General features: G+C 39.6%; 17 protein-coding genes. All 17 read left to right on the plus strand.

Annotated elements, in window-relative coordinates:
* Positions 1 to 598: 598 nt before the first annotated feature.
* The 17 genes from flaG to GD441_RS07250 all read left to right on the plus strand — a co-directional run bounded on the left by flaG (position 599) and on the right by GD441_RS07250 (position 18,212).
* Positions 599 to 964, plus strand: a complete 366-nt coding sequence (flaG, locus tag GD441_RS07170; protein ID WP_153125188.1) for a flagellar protein FlaG — start codon at positions 599 to 601, stop codon at positions 962 to 964.
* Positions 965 to 979: 15 nt separating this feature from the next.
* Positions 980 to 3,049: a flagellar filament capping protein FliD gene (gene fliD / locus GD441_RS07175; RefSeq protein WP_153125190.1), complete on the plus strand. Its 2,070-nt coding sequence runs from the start codon at positions 980 to 982 to the stop codon at positions 3,047 to 3,049.
* Positions 3,050 to 3,071: 22 nt separating this feature from the next.
* Entirely contained in the window at positions 3,072 to 3,476 is a 405-nt protein-coding gene (fliS, locus tag GD441_RS07180; protein WP_153125202.1) for a flagellar export chaperone FliS, read from the plus strand.
* Positions 3,473 to 3,823 carry a flagellar protein FliT gene (gene fliT / locus GD441_RS07185; RefSeq protein WP_153125204.1) on the plus strand — a complete coding sequence of 117 codons (351 nt, stop codon included), beginning with the start codon at positions 3,473 to 3,475 and terminating at the stop codon, positions 3,821 to 3,823. The genes fliS and fliT overlap by 4 nt, the downstream gene beginning before the upstream one ends.
* A 9-nt stretch (positions 3,824 to 3,832) precedes the next feature.
* Positions 3,833 to 4,216 (plus strand): DUF8042 domain-containing protein, encoded by a 384-nt coding sequence (locus GD441_RS07190; RefSeq protein WP_153125206.1) that lies wholly within the window; start codon positions 3,833 to 3,835, stop codon positions 4,214 to 4,216.
* A gap of 239 nt (positions 4,217 to 4,455) precedes the next feature.
* Entirely contained in the window at positions 4,456 to 5,016 is a 561-nt protein-coding gene (hpf, locus tag GD441_RS07195) for a ribosome hibernation-promoting factor, HPF/YfiA family (RefSeq protein WP_153125209.1), read from the plus strand.
* A gap of 341 nt (positions 5,017 to 5,357) precedes the next feature.
* Positions 5,358 to 7,868 (plus strand): preprotein translocase subunit SecA, encoded by a 2,511-nt coding sequence (gene secA, locus GD441_RS07200; protein WP_153125211.1) that lies wholly within the window; start codon positions 5,358 to 5,360, stop codon positions 7,866 to 7,868.
* 269 nt (positions 7,869 to 8,137) lie between these two features.
* The gene (locus GD441_RS07205) at positions 8,138 to 8,368 is read left to right on the plus strand and encodes a hypothetical protein (RefSeq protein WP_153125213.1); all 231 of its coding nucleotides are present in this window, start codon (positions 8,138 to 8,140) and stop codon (positions 8,366 to 8,368) included.
* A 230-nt stretch (positions 8,369 to 8,598) separates the two neighbouring features.
* Positions 8,599 to 9,700 (plus strand): peptide chain release factor 2 gene (prfB, locus tag GD441_RS07210; protein ID WP_153125215.1). Its coding sequence is split into 2 segments (ribosomal slippage): positions 8,599 to 8,670 and positions 8,672 to 9,700, totalling 1,101 coding nucleotides; the frame shifts between segments, so codons are not numbered across the junction.
* A gap of 129 nt (positions 9,701 to 9,829) precedes the next feature.
* Positions 9,830 to 10,387 (plus strand): hypothetical protein, encoded by a 558-nt coding sequence (locus tag GD441_RS07215; RefSeq protein WP_153125217.1) that lies wholly within the window; start codon positions 9,830 to 9,832, stop codon positions 10,385 to 10,387.
* 279 nt (positions 10,388 to 10,666) lie between these two features.
* On the plus strand, positions 10,667 to 11,536 hold the full coding sequence (locus GD441_RS07220) for a YitT family protein (RefSeq protein WP_153125219.1): 870 nt from the start codon (positions 10,667 to 10,669) through the stop codon (positions 11,534 to 11,536).
* Between the two features lie 49 nt (positions 11,537 to 11,585).
* Positions 11,586 to 11,921 carry a cytochrome c551 gene (gene cccB, locus GD441_RS07225; RefSeq protein ID WP_153125221.1) on the plus strand — a complete coding sequence of 112 codons (336 nt, stop codon included), beginning with the start codon at positions 11,586 to 11,588 and terminating at the stop codon, positions 11,919 to 11,921.
* A 559-nt stretch (positions 11,922 to 12,480) separates the two neighbouring features.
* Complete coding sequence (ftsE, locus tag GD441_RS07230; protein ID WP_153125223.1) at positions 12,481 to 13,167, plus strand: cell division ATP-binding protein FtsE; 687 nt, start codon at positions 12,481 to 12,483, stop codon at positions 13,165 to 13,167.
* Complete coding sequence (ftsX, locus tag GD441_RS07235; protein WP_153125438.1) at positions 13,157 to 14,050, plus strand: permease-like cell division protein FtsX; 894 nt, start codon at positions 13,157 to 13,159, stop codon at positions 14,048 to 14,050. The genes ftsE and ftsX overlap by 11 nt, the downstream gene beginning before the upstream one ends.
* Before the next feature lie 121 nt (positions 14,051 to 14,171).
* Positions 14,172 to 15,443 (plus strand): murein hydrolase activator EnvC family protein, encoded by a 1,272-nt coding sequence (locus GD441_RS07240; protein WP_225434164.1) that lies wholly within the window; start codon positions 14,172 to 14,174, stop codon positions 15,441 to 15,443.
* A 227-nt stretch (positions 15,444 to 15,670) separates the two neighbouring features.
* Positions 15,671 to 16,276, plus strand: coding sequence for a YdbC family protein (locus tag GD441_RS07245; RefSeq protein ID WP_153125225.1), 606 nt, complete (start codon positions 15,671 to 15,673; stop codon positions 16,274 to 16,276).
* Positions 16,277 to 16,778: 502 nt separating this feature from the next.
* Complete coding sequence (locus tag GD441_RS07250; RefSeq protein ID WP_476742315.1) at positions 16,779 to 18,212, plus strand: S41 family peptidase; 1,434 nt, start codon at positions 16,779 to 16,781, stop codon at positions 18,210 to 18,212.
* Positions 18,213 to 18,359: the final 147 nt, after the last annotated feature.

Genomic DNA, 18,359 nt, shown 5'->3' on the forward strand with positions numbered 1-18,359 from the left:
CTTCCTTTATTTAGGGATTTAGTGTCGGTGTGGTAACCTCACTATTACCTAAATTTCAGGGGGTGGCAATTTTTTTGCTCAAAAAGCCCTCTAATATAGGATTTACTAACCTATTTACTATAAAAGTTTTGACAATACGTTAAAAAATGAGGGAGGGTGCATATGGGAAGTAATTCGACTGGGATTGTTTTCTTTCCGTTGTCATCATAAAAATGTGAATACAGTTTGGTAAAGTAGGGATCTGATTTAGATACCAATGATTGACTTTTTGAACGTATGTAGAGCTGGCCGTCAAAGAATGAAGCTTTCCATACCCTATAGTTGTTGCCCATAATGTTCTCGATAACTATTGTTTTTTCTTCTGCTATTGGGATAACACTTCGTTATTTCTCCATCTCCAATAATACTGGCAAACAAAATATTTTGTTGAATCTGGCTGAGGCTTCTAAAACTCATAGTAAGCACCTCAATGTATATAAGAATATATGTTCTTATTTTATTCTTATTCTTAGATTTTTAAAAGGGGCAGGTTAAGAAATTTAGGAATTTGCCGATATAAGAGATAAGTATATTTAGATGTATAAGGCAGGGGATATAAATGATAGATCGATTGTCGTCACAAAATGTTTCCCTTACATCTAGAACGGTCAGCACAGGTGGAAATTCGGTTGTAAATCAAAAACCTGATGAGATTCATCAGGAAATGAAAGTACAAAAACCCAATAACCAGGAGCCACAGACAAAAGAACAGATTACTGAAGTAATAAATGGCATGAATAAATTTCTGCAGCCTTCCCATACTTCTCTTAAATTTGTTCTTCATGAGAAGTTAAACGAGTATTATGTGACAGTAATTGATGACACCACTCAGGAAGTGGTAAAAGAGATTCCTTCGAAGAAGCTTTTGGACGTATACGCAGCCATGACGGAATTTCTTGGTTTATTGGTTGATAAAAAAATTTAATGGAGTTGAAACGCAATGAATAACATGCGAATCGGCGGCTTGGCCAGCGGTATGGATATTGATACAATCGTAAAGGATTTAATGAAGGCAGAACGTATGCCGCTTGATAAACTAAACCAAAAAAAACAAATACTGGAATGGCAAAGAGAAGATCTTCGTGAGATCAATAAACTTTTTCTTGGGTTTCGAAATGAAATTTTTAATATGAGACTCCAATCTACTTTCCAGGTGAAAAGTGCGAGCTCCACTAATGAAAGCAAAATCAGTGCAACGGCTAGTACAATTGCTAGTGGAACGTTTACCATAACATCTGCTCAAAAAGCAACCAGTGCTTATAATATAAGTGGTGGTTCTGATCCGAATGTTGGTAAAATATCTGGCGGAACGAAAATAGATTCAAAGAAAAGACTGTATGAAATTAAAGATCATTTTGCCGGGAAAAACGATATCAATTGGGATACTTATAAAGAAGTTGTACAGGTTAAGAGTGATACTACTACTGTTCAACTGGATAAAACTCAATTAGATTCGATTAGTGGTCCCACCATTACAGTTAAAGATAAAACGGGTGCAACAACAACTTTTAATGTTGTTCAAGGTACAGATGCTAATCCGTCAGTATTAGCAACAGATGTTTATATAAATACTGAAACTGGTCAAATGACTTTCGGCAGCACTGTAACAGCAGGAAGCACATTTGATATTTCATATGATTTTACACAGAAGGAAACAAAAAATGTTACAGGGGAAGAGTCCATTTTCTTTTTGAATAATGGATATGTAAGATCCGGTTCGCTTCCAGCTACTATTGAAGTGAAAGATGCCGATGGGAACATAGTTAAAACGTTCACTGTGGAATCAGGTACTGAGGCAGAACCAACTGTGGCTTCCGACAAGGTTTATGTAAATACTGAAACCGGAAAGCTTACATTTGGAACAGAGCTAAGTGATGGACAAAGCTTTGATGTGAACTATAAATATCATTATTTTACTACTTCTATGTCTACATACGATAAGGCAGGAAATAAGAATACACAGACCTTTGAAGTAAAAGGAACACAGTCATTGGATGAATTTTTCTTAGGATTGAATGGCTCAGAATTAGGCGTCAGTGCTTTTTATGATGAATACACAGATAAAGTGATTATTAATAGAAAAGAAACTGGTAATTTTAACACAGCTGGAAAAGAAATTCTCTTCGATGGGGATTCTTTTATGACGAAAGTTCTTAACTTTGATGAAAATAACGAACTAGGCGGAGATGACGCCATTTTTACAATCAATGGATTAGAAACCCAAAGGCATTCTAACACCTTTGAATTTAATGGGGTAACCATTACGATAAAAGAAGATATTAAGGCAACTGATACCCCAGTTTCAATTACGGTGAACAACAACACGGACAAAGTCTTTGAGAATATTAAAAATTTTGTTGATAAATACAATGAACTGGTTCTAAAAATGAATGAAAAGCTTGCAGAGCCACGTTACAGCAAATATCAGCCGCTGACAGAAGAACAAAAAGCTGAGTTATCAGAAACCCAGATTGAAAAATGGGAAGAAAAGGCAAGAAGCGGACTCTTGAAGGGCGAGCCGATTTTAACAAATGTTCTTTCTAGTATGAGAAACGACTTTTCTTCAACAATAAGCGGGCTTTCTGAAGAATTCAATAGTATGTTTGACATTGGATTGTCCACCGGAAGCTATGAAACTAGAGGTCGTATTATAATCGATGAGGATAAGTTAAAGCAGGCACTTGCGGATAACCCAGATAAAGTCATGAAGATTTTTACTAATAAGGATAGTGAATTTGCTTCACAGGGTATTGCAAACCGTTTATATAACAGTGTGGATAAAGCCCTTAAAAAATTAGGTGATAAAGCAGGTAGTCCTTTAAGCTTATCTAAAGTGGATAATAGTCTTCTTGGAAAGTCTATCAGTGACATGGATCGCCGTATTGAACGATTTGAAGACCGCTTAACTCAAATCGAAGATAGATATTGGCGTCAATTTACAGCTATGGAGCAAGCCATACAAAGAGCCAATCAGCAATCGGCCTTTTTTGCTCAGCAATTTGGAGGTTAATTATTAATTAAGGAGTGGAAAAATGGCTGTGCATAACCCTTACCAATCTTACCAGACAAACGCCGTTCAAACTGCCTCGCCAGGGGAGTTAACACTTATGTTATACAACGGCTGTATTAAATTTATTAAGTTAGCAAGAAAAGCAATAGAAGAGAATAATATACCTGAAAAAAATACGAATCTTCAAAAGGCTCAAAAAATCATTCAAGAACTAATGGTAACGTTAGATATGAAATATGAAGTTTCCAAAAACTTAATGTCATTATATGACTACATGAACCGTCGATTGATTGAGGGTAACGTGAAAAATGATATTGTGATCTTAGATGAAGTGGAAGCCTTTGTAACGGAATTAAGAGATACTTGGAAAGAAGTTATTAAACAAAACCGCATTCAACAATATGGCCAAGGTGGAGTTGTATTGTGAGCGCTGTCTCTATTGCTCATTCTTTAACTAGAGAAATAAAAAAATTACTTGAATATATTACAAGAGAACAACGAGAAGAACATATAAACAAGCTATTAGAATTATTAGATCAAAGGCAGATATGGATTGAAAGAATTCCATCTACGGTTACTGCAACGGAACAGGTTCTTGGTAGAGAGATTGTTCAAATGAATAAGGAAATCAATCACAAGCTTAATATCATCTTAAGGGATATAAAAACCGATATACAAAAAGAAAAACAAAAATCAGTACATGCAAAGAAATATTTAAATCCATATCAATCCATATCTAATCTTGACGGTAGGTTTTTAGATCAAAAAAAATAGAGGTCATATATGAATCAATTAAATGAAAATCAAATAACTATGTCGAAAAACTATTTAGATTTAATAAACACTATTGAAGAGGGCTTCCAGTATGTCATAGAAAGCTTTCAAAATTTAGAAAGAACAGAGGGCAATCAGGTGTTATCAGATATCTTAGTTGCCCTTAATACATTGGGTGAAAGTCAGTTTCTATTTTCCAAAATATTTCATGGACAACATTTTGATGGTCTATTCGGAGATATCAATGTAGTTATTAATAAAGTGCTTCAACTTGAGGGGAACCTAAATAATCCGGAGCAAAAACAAGAAATTATTGAAACATCCATTTATCCTGCATTCAAGAACTGGAAAATGGAAATTCAACAAGTTTTAACTCCATATGTTCAAAATTAAATACTAGTTCAAAAGCTACCATCCGATTTTCAAATCGGATGGTTTTTTTCTTCCCAATAAATCCATATAATAAAGGTATACCCTACAATACAAGTTGTTACCATTTCTCGACATTTTCCCACAAAAACATGTCGACCAAGTTCGAGAATTCGACACAATTTTTAACAGGTTTATGAAGGAATTGTAAAGGGTATTGTAGAATATGTATTACATAGTCTTAATTAAAGGAGGACTCACTTATGAATTACAACATTCGTGGTGAAAACATTGAGGTAACTCCAGCTCTGCGCGAATACGTAGAGAAGAAAATCGGGAAATTGGAAAAGTATTTTAACCATACTCCTGATGCGAACGTACATGTGAACCTAAAGGTTTATCATGATAAAACGTCTAAGGTTGAAGTAACGATCCCAATGCCGAATTTAGTGCTTCGTGCAGAGGAAAGAAAAGATGACATGTATGCAGCAATCGATACCATTACGGATAAATTAGAGCGCCAAATTCGTAAACATAAAACGAAAGTCAATCGCAAATTCCGCACAAACGGCAGCACAGCTGAACTGTTTGCTCCAGTTGCAGTAGAGGAGCAAGCTGAGCCTGTTGTGGAAGAGGAAGATCATGAGCTTGAGATTGTTCGTAACAAACGATTTGATCTAAAACCGATGGACAGCGAAGAAGCGATCCTTCAAATGAATTTGCTAGGCCACAATTTCTTCGTTTACACAAACGCAGAAACGAATAAAACAAACGTTGTTTACAAGCGTAAGGATGGTCGTTACGGCCTAATTGAGCCAAACTAAAAATATTCATCATTTCTTCAAAAAACCCGGGTAACTCCGGGTTTTTTTGCTAAGTCTGATGAGCTATCCCAGACAGGGATAAGCATCGTAGTAGAACACCTTTAATAAAGAATGTAAACGCTTGTCAACATGCTGAAACCCGGTACCTACAGTTCTCTTAAAACAATCATTTATCTTTTCAAACCCCCTTCCCAATTCCTGCTGACTACCTACATTATTGTACCAATTCAAGTAAAATGGTAAGATAGATAGATATGAAGGGTTAATTTGTATATTATTTTTTTTATAAATGATTGTGATCTTAAAGCGATATCCATCACAAAACAGAGGAGCGTTTGTGAATGTTTAAAATTTTAAATAAAGTGTTGGACCCAAATAAACGTGAGTTGAAGCGTCTGCAGAAGCTTGCGGATCAAATAGAGAGCTTAGGCCCTGATATGGAGAAGCTGACGGATGATCAGCTTCGTGCGAAAACGGAAGAATTTAAAAGCCGTTATCAAAATGGTGAATCATTGGACGATATGCTTGTAGAGGCGTTTGCTGTTGTAAGGGAAGCTGCAAGACGCGTTCTTGGCATGTATCCATTCTATGTCCAGCTCATGGGGGGGATTGCTCTTCATGAAGGGAACATTGCCGAGATGAAAACCGGTGAGGGTAAAACATTAACCTCCACGATGCCGGTGTATTTGAATGCCATCACAGGTAAAGGTGTTCACGTTGTTACAGTCAACGAATATTTGGCAAGTCGTGACGCGAACGAAATGGGCAAGCTGTTTGAATTTCTTGGATTGACGGTTGGTTTGAACTTAAACGGTCTTTCTAAAGAAGAAAAGCAGGAAGCCTATAATGCGGATATTACGTATGGTACGAACAATGAGTTCGGCTTTGATTATCTGCGTGACAACATGGTGCTTTATAAGGAGCAGATGGTACAGCGTCCGCTTCACTATGCGGTCATTGACGAGGTTGACTCGATTTTAATTGATGAGGCGCGTACACCGCTAATCATTTCCGGAAGCGCTCAGAAGTCGACTCAGCTTTACATCCAGGCGAATGCTTTTGTCCGTACGCTGACAAAAGATGTGGACTATACGTATGATGAAAAAACAAAAGGTGTTCAGCTGACGGAAGAAGGAATCAATAAAGCGGAGCGCGCTTTCAAAATTGACAACTTATTTGACATTTCTCATGTAGCGTTAAACCATCATATCAATCAAGCATTGAAGGCTCATGTGGTCATGCAGGCCGATGTGGATTATGTGGTTCAGGATGGCGAAATTGTGATCGTTGACCAGTTTACTGGACGTTTGATGAAGGGCCGCCGTTATAGTGACGGCTTGCATCAAGCAATTGAAGCAAAAGAAGGCTTGGAAATCCAAAACGAAAGCATGACGCTTGCGACGATTACATTCCAGAACTATTTCAGAATGTATGAAAAGCTTGCGGGTATGACAGGTACGGCGAAGACGGAAGAAGAAGAGTTCCGCAACATTTATAATATGAATGTTGTCGTCATACCAACAAACCGTCCGATTGCCCGCGATGATCGTCCGGATTTAATTTATGCAACAATGGAAGGGAAATTCCGTGCGGTCGTTGAGGACATTGCCGAGCGTCATAAAAAAGGACAACCGGTTCTTGTTGGTACGGTTGCCATTGAAACGTCTGAGCTGATTTCTAAGCTTTTAACGAAAAAAGGCATTAAGCATAATGTATTGAATGCCAAAAACCATGAGCGTGAAGCAGAAATCATTGCAGAAGCTGGTAAAATTGGAGCCGTCACGATTGCAACGAACATGGCCGGACGTGGTACGGACATCAAGCTTGGCGAGGGTGTAAAAGAGCTTGGCGGTTTGGCTGTCATTGGTACAGAGCGTCATGAGTCTCGCCGTATTGATAATCAGCTTCGTGGTCGTTCCGGTCGTCAAGGTGATCCGGGTGTGTCTCAATTTTATCTGTCCATGGAAGATGAGTTGATGCGCCGCTTCGGTTCCGACAACATGAAAGCCATGATGCAGCGCTTGGGTATGGATGATTCTCAGCCAATCCAAAGTAAAATGGTCACAAAGGCTGTAGAATCTGCGCAGAAACGGGTGGAAGGAAATAACTTTGATGCCCGTAAACAATTGCTCCAATATGATGACGTACTTCGTCAACAGCGCGAAATCATTTATAAGCAGCGTTATGAAGTATTGGATAGTGAAAATCTGCGTGAAATTGTAGAAAAAATGATCGAATCTTCTGTGCAGCGTCATGTTAATGCGTTTTGTCCAGAGCATGAAGAACCAGAAAACTGGAATCTTGAACACTTACTTGATTATGTAAATGCAAATGTTTTACACGAGGGCGATATAACGCTCGCAGATTTAAAAGGCAAGGATCCAGAAGAAATTACAGCGCTCATTTTAGAAAAAGTAAAAGAACGCTACGATGAAAAAGAACAGCAGCTTTCACCTGAGCAAATGCGCGAATTCGAGAAGGTGATTGTGCTTCGTTCTGTTGATAGCAAGTGGATGGATCACATTGATGCAATGGATCAGCTCCGCCAAGGTATCCATTTACGTGCCTACGGTCAAATTGATCCGCTTCGTGAGTATCAGCAGGAAGGCTTCGCGATGTTCGAAGACATGATTTTAGCGATTGAAGACGAAGTTACGAAGTACATCATGAAGGCTGAAATCCGCAATAATCTGCAGCGTCAGGAAGTAGCGAAGGGTCAAGCCGTGAATCCGAAAGAGGACGGAGAGAATGTAAAGAAGAAGCCGGTTCGCAAGAAAGTAGATGTTGGACGAAATGACCCATGCATTTGCGGCAGCGGTAAAAAATATAAAAACTGCTGCGGACGTGTGTGAGGCGAGGCGTTGTACGGCGTAGTCTGTCATTCACGTCGACCGTTTTCATCGAAGGATACAATTAGAAAAGAGGCTGTGTGAAACGCCGCCTCTTTTCACGTGTTTTCGACCTGTTTCGTGTTTAATCAAGGCTGTTTTCGTAAAGTTTGTTGCTTTTATAGTGTAATTTAACTTTAACAATCTGAGTTGATTGTAGCGGAGGGCACTTGACTCCTCGAAAATGCATTCGCATTTCCTTCGTGCGGTGTTTATTCGAGGAAGCTTATTCAATGTCCTGCGGGAAAAAGAGGGAAGTGGAGACCCCACAGGCGGTAACGCCGAGGAGTGACATCCCTCCCCGCGGAAAGCAAGTGCCTGTAGCGGAAATCAACGGACAAACTTTATGTCTAAAAACAACAATCTATGCAAAAAGAGCCTTAATCAAACGTTTGATTAAAATGTCTGATAAAGCTATCATTTTGGGAAGAAACATGATTTTATCCCGCATTAACGGGCAGTAACCCCCTTTTCAAGACTTAGAAGAATCGATGAAGTCTAAGAGGGGGATAACTGCCCGTAAAAGCCCGAACATAAGGATCACAGACTAAAAACGCCACATCGTGTGGCAACGTCTGTGTGACCCACATCCTGTGGGCCTCAACTAACCATCAGTGGGGGATAAGACCCCCAACTGATGGAAGTTTCACTTTAAAAATGCATATTTTGACGAATATTGATAGAGGTGAAGGGTATGGAATTAGCAGAAATTCGTAATGAACTTGAAAAAACAGCTAAGAAATTAGCGGACTTTAGGGGGTCTCTTTGACTTAGAAGAAAAAGAGGCGCGTATCGCAGAGCTTGATGAGATCATGACAGATCCGAATTTCTGGAATGACCAGCAAGCTGCGCAAGCGATTATTAATGAAGCAAATGCTTTGAAGGATATAGTTGGAAAATTTAACAATCTAAATGAAACGTATGAGAATTTAGAACTGACGTATGAGCTTGTGAAGGAAGAAAATGATGACGAGCTGCAAGCAGAGCTTGTGGAAGAAATGAAGGAGCTCACAACGAATATGAATGAGTTTGAGCTTCAGTTATTACTAAGCGAGCCATACGATAAAAATAACGCCATCTTGGAGCTTCATCCAGGTGCTGGTGGTACGGAATCACAGGACTGGGGTTCTATGCTTTTGCGTATGTATACACGCTGGGCAGAGAAAAAAGGCTTCAAGGTTGAAACGCTTGATTACCTAGCTGGGGATGAAGCGGGAATCAAAAGTGTCACCCTATTAATTAAGGGACACAATGCCTACGGTTATTTAAAAGCGGAAAAAGGAGTTCATCGTCTCGTTCGTATTTCTCCGTTTGACGCTTCAGGCCGTCGCCACACTTCTTTTGTAAGCTGTGAGGTTATGCCTGAGTTTAACAACGAAATTGAAATCGAAGTTCGTCCTGAAGACTTAAAGGTTGACACGTACCGTTCAAGCGGTGCCGGCGGTCAGCACATCAACACAACTGATTCAGCTGTCCGCATTACACATATTCCTACGGGGATTGTCGTAACGTGTCAAACGGAGCGTTCGCAGATCAAAAACCGTGAGCGTGCGATGAACATGTTAAAAGCGAAGCTATACCAAAAGAAAATTGAAGAACAGCAATCCGAGCTTGAAGAACTTCGTGGTGAGCAAAAGGAAATCGGATGGGGTAGCCAAATCCGTTCTTACGTATTCCACCCGTATTCCTTAGTGAAGGATCACCGCACAAACACAGAAGTAGGTAACGTTCAAGCTGTTATGGACGGCGATATCGATGTATTCATTAATGCTTATTTGCGTTCGAGATTAAGTTAATTTGAAGAGCTGTACCTTTTTGGGGGTACGGCTTTTCTTATGTTATGTTGCTGATCCAGTACGCGGAGATATTGGAGCATACAAACTTTTGGTGTACAACTTTTCTTTTTTGTTGAATGATTCTCGTTTTTGGGTTTCGCTATCGGTCGTCAAGCGGAAAAATCGGTGGTTAAGTTGAATATATCGGTCGTCAGGAGCAATATATCGGTCATCAGGAGCAATATATCGGTCGTTAGGCAGAATATATCGGTCGTCAGGCAGAATATATCGGTCGTCAGGCAGAATATATCGGTCGTCAAGCAGAATATATCGGTCGTCAGGAGCAATATATCGGTCGTCAGGCAGAATATATCGGTCGTCAGGCAGAATATATCGGTCGTCAGGCAGAATATATCGGTCGTCAGGCAGAATATATCGGTCGTCAAGCAGAATATATCGGTCGTCAGGAGCAATATATCGGTCGTCAGGCAGAATATATTGGTCGTCAGAAAGGAAATATCGGTCGTCAAGCAGAATATATCGGTCGTCAGGCAGAATATATCGGTCGTCAGGAGCAATATATCGGTCGTTAGGAGCAATATATCCGTCCTCAAGCCGAATTTATATGAAGGGAAGTCTCGTTTAAGAGTGTCTGATCCAAACATGATCTGTCCCGCTCCAAACATTAATTTTTCCGCACAAGTATGATCTGTCCCGCTCTAAACATTAATCTGTCCCGCTCTAAATATTAATTTGTCCACATTCTAAATTATGTTACTTACTTAAACTTTTTTCCTCTTAAATACCATCAGCCAAAATGAAGATACCATGCCTTTTAATATCTCCCATTACACCTCCCATAAAAATTTTACCCCTTTACCACGTTATCGGGCTGTTATTTACAGGGGAAGCTGGGGAATGCTATACTCTTTTCGGTTTACACTAAGATTAGATACATATACTTCGTAACAGCTCGGAGGATTCAGAATGAAAAAGAGACGAAATCGGGATGTGGAGCGTCATCCGCTATTAGAAAAGGTCATAGAATATGGCTATGTTCTTGTTGGATCAGCGATTGTTGCCATTGCTTTTAATGTGTTTTTGTTGCCGAATAGGATTGCATCGGGCGGCGTGAGCGGGATTAGTACGATAACAGAAGCTTTGTTTGGAATTGAGCCAGCGTTTGTGCAGTGGGCTTTAAATATTCCGCTTTTTATTGCGGGGCTTATTTTTTTAGGAGCTCAATTTGGAGTGAAAACGTTAATTGGGACGATCTTTTTGCCTTTCGTTGTGTTTTTGACAAAGGATTGGGAGCCGTGGACACATGATCCTTTGCTGGGGGCGATTTGCGGAGGAATCGGAGTCGGGCTTGGATTAGGAATTGTTTTTCGTGGAAAGGCTTCTACAGGTGGAACGGATTTAGCCGCACAAATTATACATAAATATACAAATCTTTCGTTAGGGACATGCGTGGCTTTTATTGACGGTTTAATCGTTCTCAGTGCAGCCATTGTGTTTGATATTGAAAGAGGACTTTATGCGTTAATCGGTTTATATGTAACAAGTAAAACAATTGACTTAGTTCAAGTGGGTATTGGCCGCTCTAAAATGGCATTAATCATTACGAACAAGGAGTTTGAAGTTCGACAAGCTATTTTTGAAAAGATTGACCGAGGTGTAACCAGACTGAATGCAAAGGGTGGGTATACCGAGGACGATCGCCCTGTCTTGTTATGTGTTGTGGATCAAACAGAATTCACAAAATTGAAACAAGTCGTAAAATCCGTTGATGCTACTGCATTTGTGGTTGTAATGGATGCTTCAGAGGTTTTAGGCGAGGGTTTTAAAAGGGTTTGAAAATGGTATAATATTGGTGTATTTGTAAATTTTTTAAGGGGGATTTTTAATGAAAAAGAAGCTACTAGCTTTATTAATGGGTACTTCTCTTGTTCTAGCAGCATGTGGCGGTGGCGATGAGGCGAAAGATAAGCCGGCAGAAGGCGGTACAACAACGACTGCTGATGCTGGTGATGCTGCAAAGCTTTATGAAAACAAATGCTCAAGCTGTCACGGACAAAACCTTGAAGGCGGCGTAGGTCCTTCCCTTGAAAAAGTCGGAGGAAAACTTGATCAAGCTGGTATTGAAAAAATCATTACTGAAGGAAAAGGTGCAATGCCTGCTGGATTACTTCAAGGTGAAGAAGCTTCTAAAGTTGCTTCTTGGTTAGCTGAGAAGAAATAATCAACTAGAGCTACATATAATGGAAGAACGTTCTGCTGTTTATTGCGGGACGTTCTTTATTCATCTTCCTCCCCATTCATGTTTCCTCGCTCGAAATTCGCGTTTCCTTCCTCGCAATTCACGCATCTTACTTGCAATTCGCGTTTCCTTATTCACAATTCACAATTCCCCACAAGCTTTATGGTTTATTAAAGCCCAATTCAATAGAATCCTCTTAAACTTCAATGATCCACTTTCTTTAAACTATCTGAAAATTCTCATCCGGTTGAAATATAAATGTAATATTTTTTTTCATGAAATGACAAAATTTGATGTTATAATGGCTTTGTGGCGAAAACGGTAAAAAAATGTATTTTTTTTTGAACATCTTAGAAGATAAAGCTTGCGAAAAGCAGGCTTTTAGATTTGTAGACAAACGATCGTATTCGAATTAAGGTGTTGATCGGAAAACAAGAGTGTGACTTTGTTTGTCGATAGACTAAAAGCTTGTCGAATCCAGGCTGTGCATAAATTATTGCTTTTTTACACGGAGGTATAAAAGCGAACAGGTGGTTTTTTTATGATAGAAATGAAGGATGTATTCAAAACGTATCCAAACGGTGTTAGTGCCGTTAACGGAATTAACGTTAAGATTAAACAAGGCGAGTTTGTGTATGTGGTTGGTCCGAGCGGTGCAGGAAAGTCAACCTTTATTAAAATGATATACCGTGAAGAAAAACCAACTCGTGGAGATGTTATTGTCAATGGCGTGAACCTGTCTAAGATTCGCAACTCGAAGGTTCCGTTATTTAGAAGAAATATCGGGGTGGTATTCCAGGATTTCAAGCTTCTTCCGACTCTTACTGCCTATGAAAATATTGCATTTGCAATGGAAGTCATAGAAGAGCATCCTTCCGAAATCAAAAAACGTGTAATGGAAGTGCTCGATTTAGTAGGGTTAAAGCATAAAGCAAGAATGCTTCCAACTGAGCTTTCAGGGGGAGAACAGCAGCGTGTTTCGATTGCACGCTCGATCGTAAATTCACCAAAAGTCGTGATTGCAGATGAGCCGACTGGAAACCTTGACCCGGATACTTCTTGGGAGATTATGAATATTTTTGAAGAAATCAATAATCGTGGAACAACGATTGTGATGGCTACTCATAACAAAGAGATCGTCGACAATTTAAAGCATCGTGTTATTGCAATTGAAAATGGCAAGATTATTCGCGATGAGCAAAGAGGTGACTATGGATATGCATATTAGAACCCTTGGTCGCCATTTTAGAGAAAGCATTAAGAGCTTGGGCCGCAATGGCTGGATGACGTTTGCATCGGTTAGTGCCGTTACAGTAACGCTTCTGCTCGTTGGCGTTTTCTTTGTGATCATGATGAACATTAACAACATTACCTCTAACATTGAAAAAGATGTTGAAATACGAGTTCATATAGATCAAGCAGCAACTAAGCAAGACCAAGAAGCGATTGGGAAAAAAATTGAAAAAATTCCAGAGGTGGACAAGGTCAGATTCTCCCCTAAGGAAGAAGAGCTTACCAATTTAATTAAAAACTTAGGTGAAGACGGAGAAGTATATAAGCCGTTTGAACAAGATAATCCATTAATGGATGTATATGTAGTCAAAACAAAAACACCTCAGGATGTAATAAAAGTAGCCAAGCAAATTGAAGCATACGAGTATGTTCAATCTGTGAAATATGGACAAGGTTATGTAGAAAAACTTTTCCATTTCGTTGATATCACTCGTAATATCGGAATTGCTTTAATAGTAGGCTTGCTATTTACAGCTATGTTCCTTATTTCTAACACAATCAAGATTACAATTGTTGCTAGAAGAAAAGAAATCGAGATTATGAGATTGGTTGGAGCGACAAATTCCTTCATTCGTTGGCCTTTCTTCCTTGAAGGGCTTTGGCTTGGAGTACTTGGAGCCATTATCCCTATAATTTTGATTTCGACAGCTTACTATAATCTTTACGAATATGTAACGCCAAAAATCTCAATAAAGTTTGTGGAATTGTTGAAATTCAGTCCATTTGTTTATCAAATATCTGGCATATTAATTTTGCTAGGTGGACTGATTGGTGTTTGGGGAAGCTTAATGTCTGTCAGAAAGTTTTTGAAGGTTTAATAGATTGGGAGACGGTGCATGTTTGAGAGAGCATGACCCGTCTTCACTCCATTTTAAAAACAACTCTTAAGCACAAAGACTGTAGGGTCTAGCGGGAAGAGATGGAAAGGGGAGAATAGAATTGAAGAAGAAGGCACTTATTCTGAATACAGTACTTATGCTTGGTGTAGGCAGTTTGTTATCTGTACCAGGTGTAAATGCAGCATCCATCAGCGACATGGAAAGTAAAAAACAAAAAATTCAAGAGCAACGTTCAGATGTTCAATCTGATATACATAATGCTGAAAAGGAAATTAATCGCTTACAAAATGAGCAAGAAAAATTAAATGCTGAAATTAAAAAGTTAGACATTTCCATCAGTGATACAAACCAAAAAATCCGTGAAAAAAATGAGCAAATAGCTCAAACGAAAGCGGAAATTGAAAAATTAAAAGCAGAAATCGAAGTTTTAAAGGAGCGAATCATAAAGCGAAATGAGGTCTTAAAAGAGCGCGCACGCTCCTTCCAGCAGACAGGCGGTAATGTCAGCTATCTTGAGGTATTGTTAGGGGCAACAAGCTTTAGTGACTTCATAGACCGTGTTAGTGCGATTTCTACTATTATAGAAGCAGACCAGGATATTCTTCGCCAGCATGAAGAAGATAAGAAGAACCTTGAGCTTAAACAAAAGCAAGTAGAAGAGAAACTAGCAAGCTTAGAAACGATGAAGCAAGAGCTTGAAGGGATGAAAGCTGAGCTTGAGCAGCAGCGTAAGAAAAAAGATCAAATTATGGCGCAGCTACAAGAAAAAGAAAAGCATGTTGAAGAGGAAAAGTTAAGCTTACAAGAAGAAGCTGAAATTTTAGCGGCTCAACAAGCAGCTATTGAAAAAGCGATCCAGCTTGAAAAGAAACGTCGAGCAGAATTGGAAGCAGCAAGAAAGCGTGCAGCCGGACAAGCTAAGGGAAATAGTTCTTCTGGCGGTTCTTCCGAAACATACTTGCCTCCAGTTTCTTCTGGTTCATTTACTAGACCTGCTTCAGGCCGATTATCTTCCACATTTGGTCCAAGATGGGGTAAGTTCCATTACGGAATTGACATAGCGGCACGTGGAGATGTTCCAGTCGTATCAGCTGCAGACGGAGTGGTGGTACGCGCTTACTACTCTTCCACATACGGTAACTGCGTATTCATTTCTCATTCTATTGATGGCCAGATCTTCACAACAGTTTATGCTCACTTAGATTCGATAAGTGTTGGAACGGGTCAAACCGTTTCTAAAGGTCAAATGATCGGCTATATGGGTAACACTGGACGTTCATACGGACAGCATCTACATTTTGAGCTGCACAAAGGACCTTGGACAGCGTCTAAAAGCAATGCAGTCGATCCTTTAAGATATGTGCCGATTTAATCGATGGTGCTCAAAAATATTTGCGTGAACTAAAAAGTAGTCGAATAGGGATACGTGAAACAGCTTGGTAACATTTTTTACCAAGCTGTTTTTTTATAGTGTATAATTAGGGTAAGAAGGCATTGTGAATAAGAAAGGATCATTTACAGTTCCCTGTTAGTTTTGAGTCCTTACATTTGAATGCCTGGGAGCAGATTCGCCATATTAAATATGGGAGGTTACGGGAGATGATTGTAAAATGGATCGTTTGCCACGTGCCGGATGAATGGAGGGCTGATTTTTCCAAAGCCCAAGAGGATTGGAAAGCGTTACGTCATGTTGAAGGGTTTTTCGGTCAGATTGGGGGCTGGGACATCCATACCAAGTCGGATGCTTGCATTCTGGGACTCTGGGAAAATTGGAAGTCCTATCATTATTTTATGAATCACATACATGATGATATTTTTACTTCTAGTAATCAGGGTCAATTCTATGAATCTATATCTGTTGCATTATGCGAAACTCTTTTTAAAACTCCAGGATCCACTAACGAGCTTCTTACTTCGCTCCAAGAAGGGAAGATCGTAAGAGTTGCTGAAGGGATTGTTTACAAGGATTCTGAACAATATTTTGCCAATTTGCAAAGGATGAAGGAAGCAGGCGGAATGCTTTCGGGAGCGTTCTGCGAAATTGTTGGTCCAAATCCGAAGTACCTTATAACAACCATATGGAAGGATTCATCTCAACCTCTTTCCTTTTTACGAAGCAACGGAGAGTTTGTAAAAGAGCGGCTTATCGTGTTGGAAGATTCATGGAAAGTAGTAAGGGAAGACTATTATAAACAGGTACCTTAGGATATTCTGGAGTGTTTTGGTAAAGATTTTTTTAAATGTGCTCTTCACAAGGAAGCCTCAAAAATGGCTGGGGATACGGCGGTGCATTGGCAAAAGGTGAAATTCCGGTTTGGAGCTTTTTTGGCGAAGGAATTGGGCTATTACGAGTTTTCATGTCATTGATCTGCATAATCGTGAGCTTCGTTATGAAAAAAACATATAAAAAAACTATTTCGTAAGGTCTATTTCGTACAAGCTATGAATAAATATAAAGCAAAGAAGACATCCACATTGTGTGTGATGTCTTTTTTCATAAGTGCAACTACGCCTCTGTCTTCGCCTTTGTAAGGCTCGCCAATCGACGAGTTTTCTTTACTAAATAACGGTTTTTGTAGGGGCACAGACCTAGATTAAGAGGAAACGTCCTAACCATATACTACAAAATTAGTAAGCAGACCATTCCCAGCACAATATGTATACGAGTCTCAGAATCGTTTAATACAAGGTCTCCTTAAGGAAGGGGATAAATATGAAGAAAGTTTGGGTACTGCCGGCTGCTGTAACGCTATCGCTAGCTGCAGGTGCAGCGGGAGGCGTTTATTTTTCATCTTCTCCTGAAAAAGAAGCACCTTTATTACAAAGTTCAGGACAGGATGATGCACAGCCAGATCTTGAGAAAGTCCAGCAAGCTTACGAATTAATATCGAAGCACTATGTTGAAGAAGTGGAAGAAAATGTGCTTGTAGATGGCGCGATTCAAGGGATGATTGCGACGTTGAAGGACCCTTATTCCGTCTATATGGACAAGAAAACCTCCGAGCAGTTTACTGAATCCTTAGACAGCTCGTTTGAGGGGATTGGTACAGAAATTGGAATAGAGGACGGAAAAATTATCATCGTTTCTCCTTATAAGAACTCGCCAGCAGAAAAAGCAGGGCTAAAGCCAAAGGATCAATTGTTGAAGGTGAATGGGGAATCCGTCGAGGGGCTTGATTTATATGAAACAAGTATGAAAATCAGAGGGAAAAAAGGAACGCCGGTCACGCTTGAAATTAAAAGGGCAGGAGTTGCAAATCCGATCACAATAAAAATTGTTCGTGATGAAATTCCGATTGAAACCGTACACGCCTTGGTAAAAGAAGAAAGCGGAAAGAAAATTGGTTATCTTGAGGTTACGTCTTTTTCAAAAAATACATCTAAAGACTTCAAAAAGGCATTGAAGGCTCTTGAGGATGAAAAGATTGATGGTTTGATTATTGATGTGCGTGGAAATCCGGGTGGACTGCTGTTAAGCGTCGAAGAAATGATTGGATTACTTGTCCCAGCAAATAAGCCATACCTTCAAATCGAAGAAAGAAACGGAAATCGAAAAGAGTACTTTACAACGTTGAAGGAGAAGAAACCTTACCCTATTGCGGTTCTAATTGATAAAGGCAGTGCCTCTGCATCGGAAATTCTTGCAAGTGCTCTTCAAGAAGCAGGAGGCTATCCATTAATTGGAGAGAAAACATTTGGCAAAGGAACTGTCCAACAGGCAGTACCGATGGAGGATGGCAGCAACATTAAGCTCACTCTATTTAAATGGCTGACACCAAATGGCAATTGGATTCATCAAAAAGGCATTAAGCCAACCATAGAAGTTCATCAGCCTAAGTTTTTCAGCGTCCATCCATTAACAATCAACAAGTCGCTAAAACGGGATATGGCGGATGATCAAATTCAGAATGCGCAAGCAATGCTGAAGGCGTTAGGTCTCCAACCGGGAAGAGAAGACGGATATTTTGACCTTCAGACAGAAATCGCTGTGAAGGCATTCCAAAAACAGGCTGGCCTGAATCCCACCGGTGTTCTGGATGAAAAAACCGCTGCCAAGCTAGAGGAAGAAGTGACTGAAAAAATCCGTGATGAAGACAATGATTTACAATTAAGAGTCGCACTTAAATATTTAGTGAAATAGCAAAAATTTTTGCCGGGCTAATATAGATAGTCCGGTTTTTTGTATTTTGAGATGCGTGTGCCTGGTTCAATATAGCCGGATTAAATGATTTTGGGAACGGGTTGAATTATTTGGGGAACGGGTTGGATTATTTCGAATGGGTTGAAT

The sequence above is a fragment of the Peribacillus tepidiphilus genome, from assembly GCF_009466385.1.
GTDB lineage: Bacteria > Bacillota > Bacilli > Bacillales > DSM-1321 > Bacillus_BN > Bacillus_BN tepidiphilus.

Excerpts from the sequence above, each read along its gene's own strand:
- GD441_RS07190 (WP_153125206.1), top strand. The coding sequence starts at position 3,833 with ATGAATCAATTAAATGAAAATCAAATAACTATGTCGAAAAACTATTTA.
- secA (WP_153125211.1), top strand. The coding sequence starts at position 5,358 with ATGTTTAAAATTTTAAATAAAGTGTTGGACCCAAATAAACGTGAGTTG.
- fliS (WP_153125202.1), top strand. The coding sequence starts at position 3,072 with ATGGCTGTGCATAACCCTTACCAATCTTACCAGACAAACGCCGTTCAA.
- hpf (WP_153125209.1), top strand. The coding sequence starts at position 4,456 with ATGAATTACAACATTCGTGGTGAAAACATTGAGGTAACTCCAGCTCTG.
- GD441_RS07245 (WP_153125225.1), top strand. The coding sequence starts at position 15,671 with ATGATTGTAAAATGGATCGTTTGCCACGTGCCGGATGAATGGAGGGCT.
- GD441_RS07205 (WP_153125213.1), top strand. The coding sequence starts at position 8,138 with ATGTCCTGCGGGAAAAAGAGGGAAGTGGAGACCCCACAGGCGGTAACG.
- ftsX (WP_153125438.1), top strand. The coding sequence starts at position 13,157 with ATGCATATTAGAACCCTTGGTCGCCATTTTAGAGAAAGCATTAAGAGC.
- ftsE (WP_153125223.1), top strand. The coding sequence starts at position 12,481 with ATGATAGAAATGAAGGATGTATTCAAAACGTATCCAAACGGTGTTAGT.
- fliD (WP_153125190.1), top strand. The coding sequence starts at position 980 with ATGAATAACATGCGAATCGGCGGCTTGGCCAGCGGTATGGATATTGAT.
- cccB (WP_153125221.1), top strand. The coding sequence starts at position 11,586 with ATGAAAAAGAAGCTACTAGCTTTATTAATGGGTACTTCTCTTGTTCTA.
- GD441_RS07220 (WP_153125219.1), top strand. The coding sequence starts at position 10,667 with ATGAAAAAGAGACGAAATCGGGATGTGGAGCGTCATCCGCTATTAGAA.
- flaG (WP_153125188.1), top strand. The coding sequence starts at position 599 with ATGATAGATCGATTGTCGTCACAAAATGTTTCCCTTACATCTAGAACG.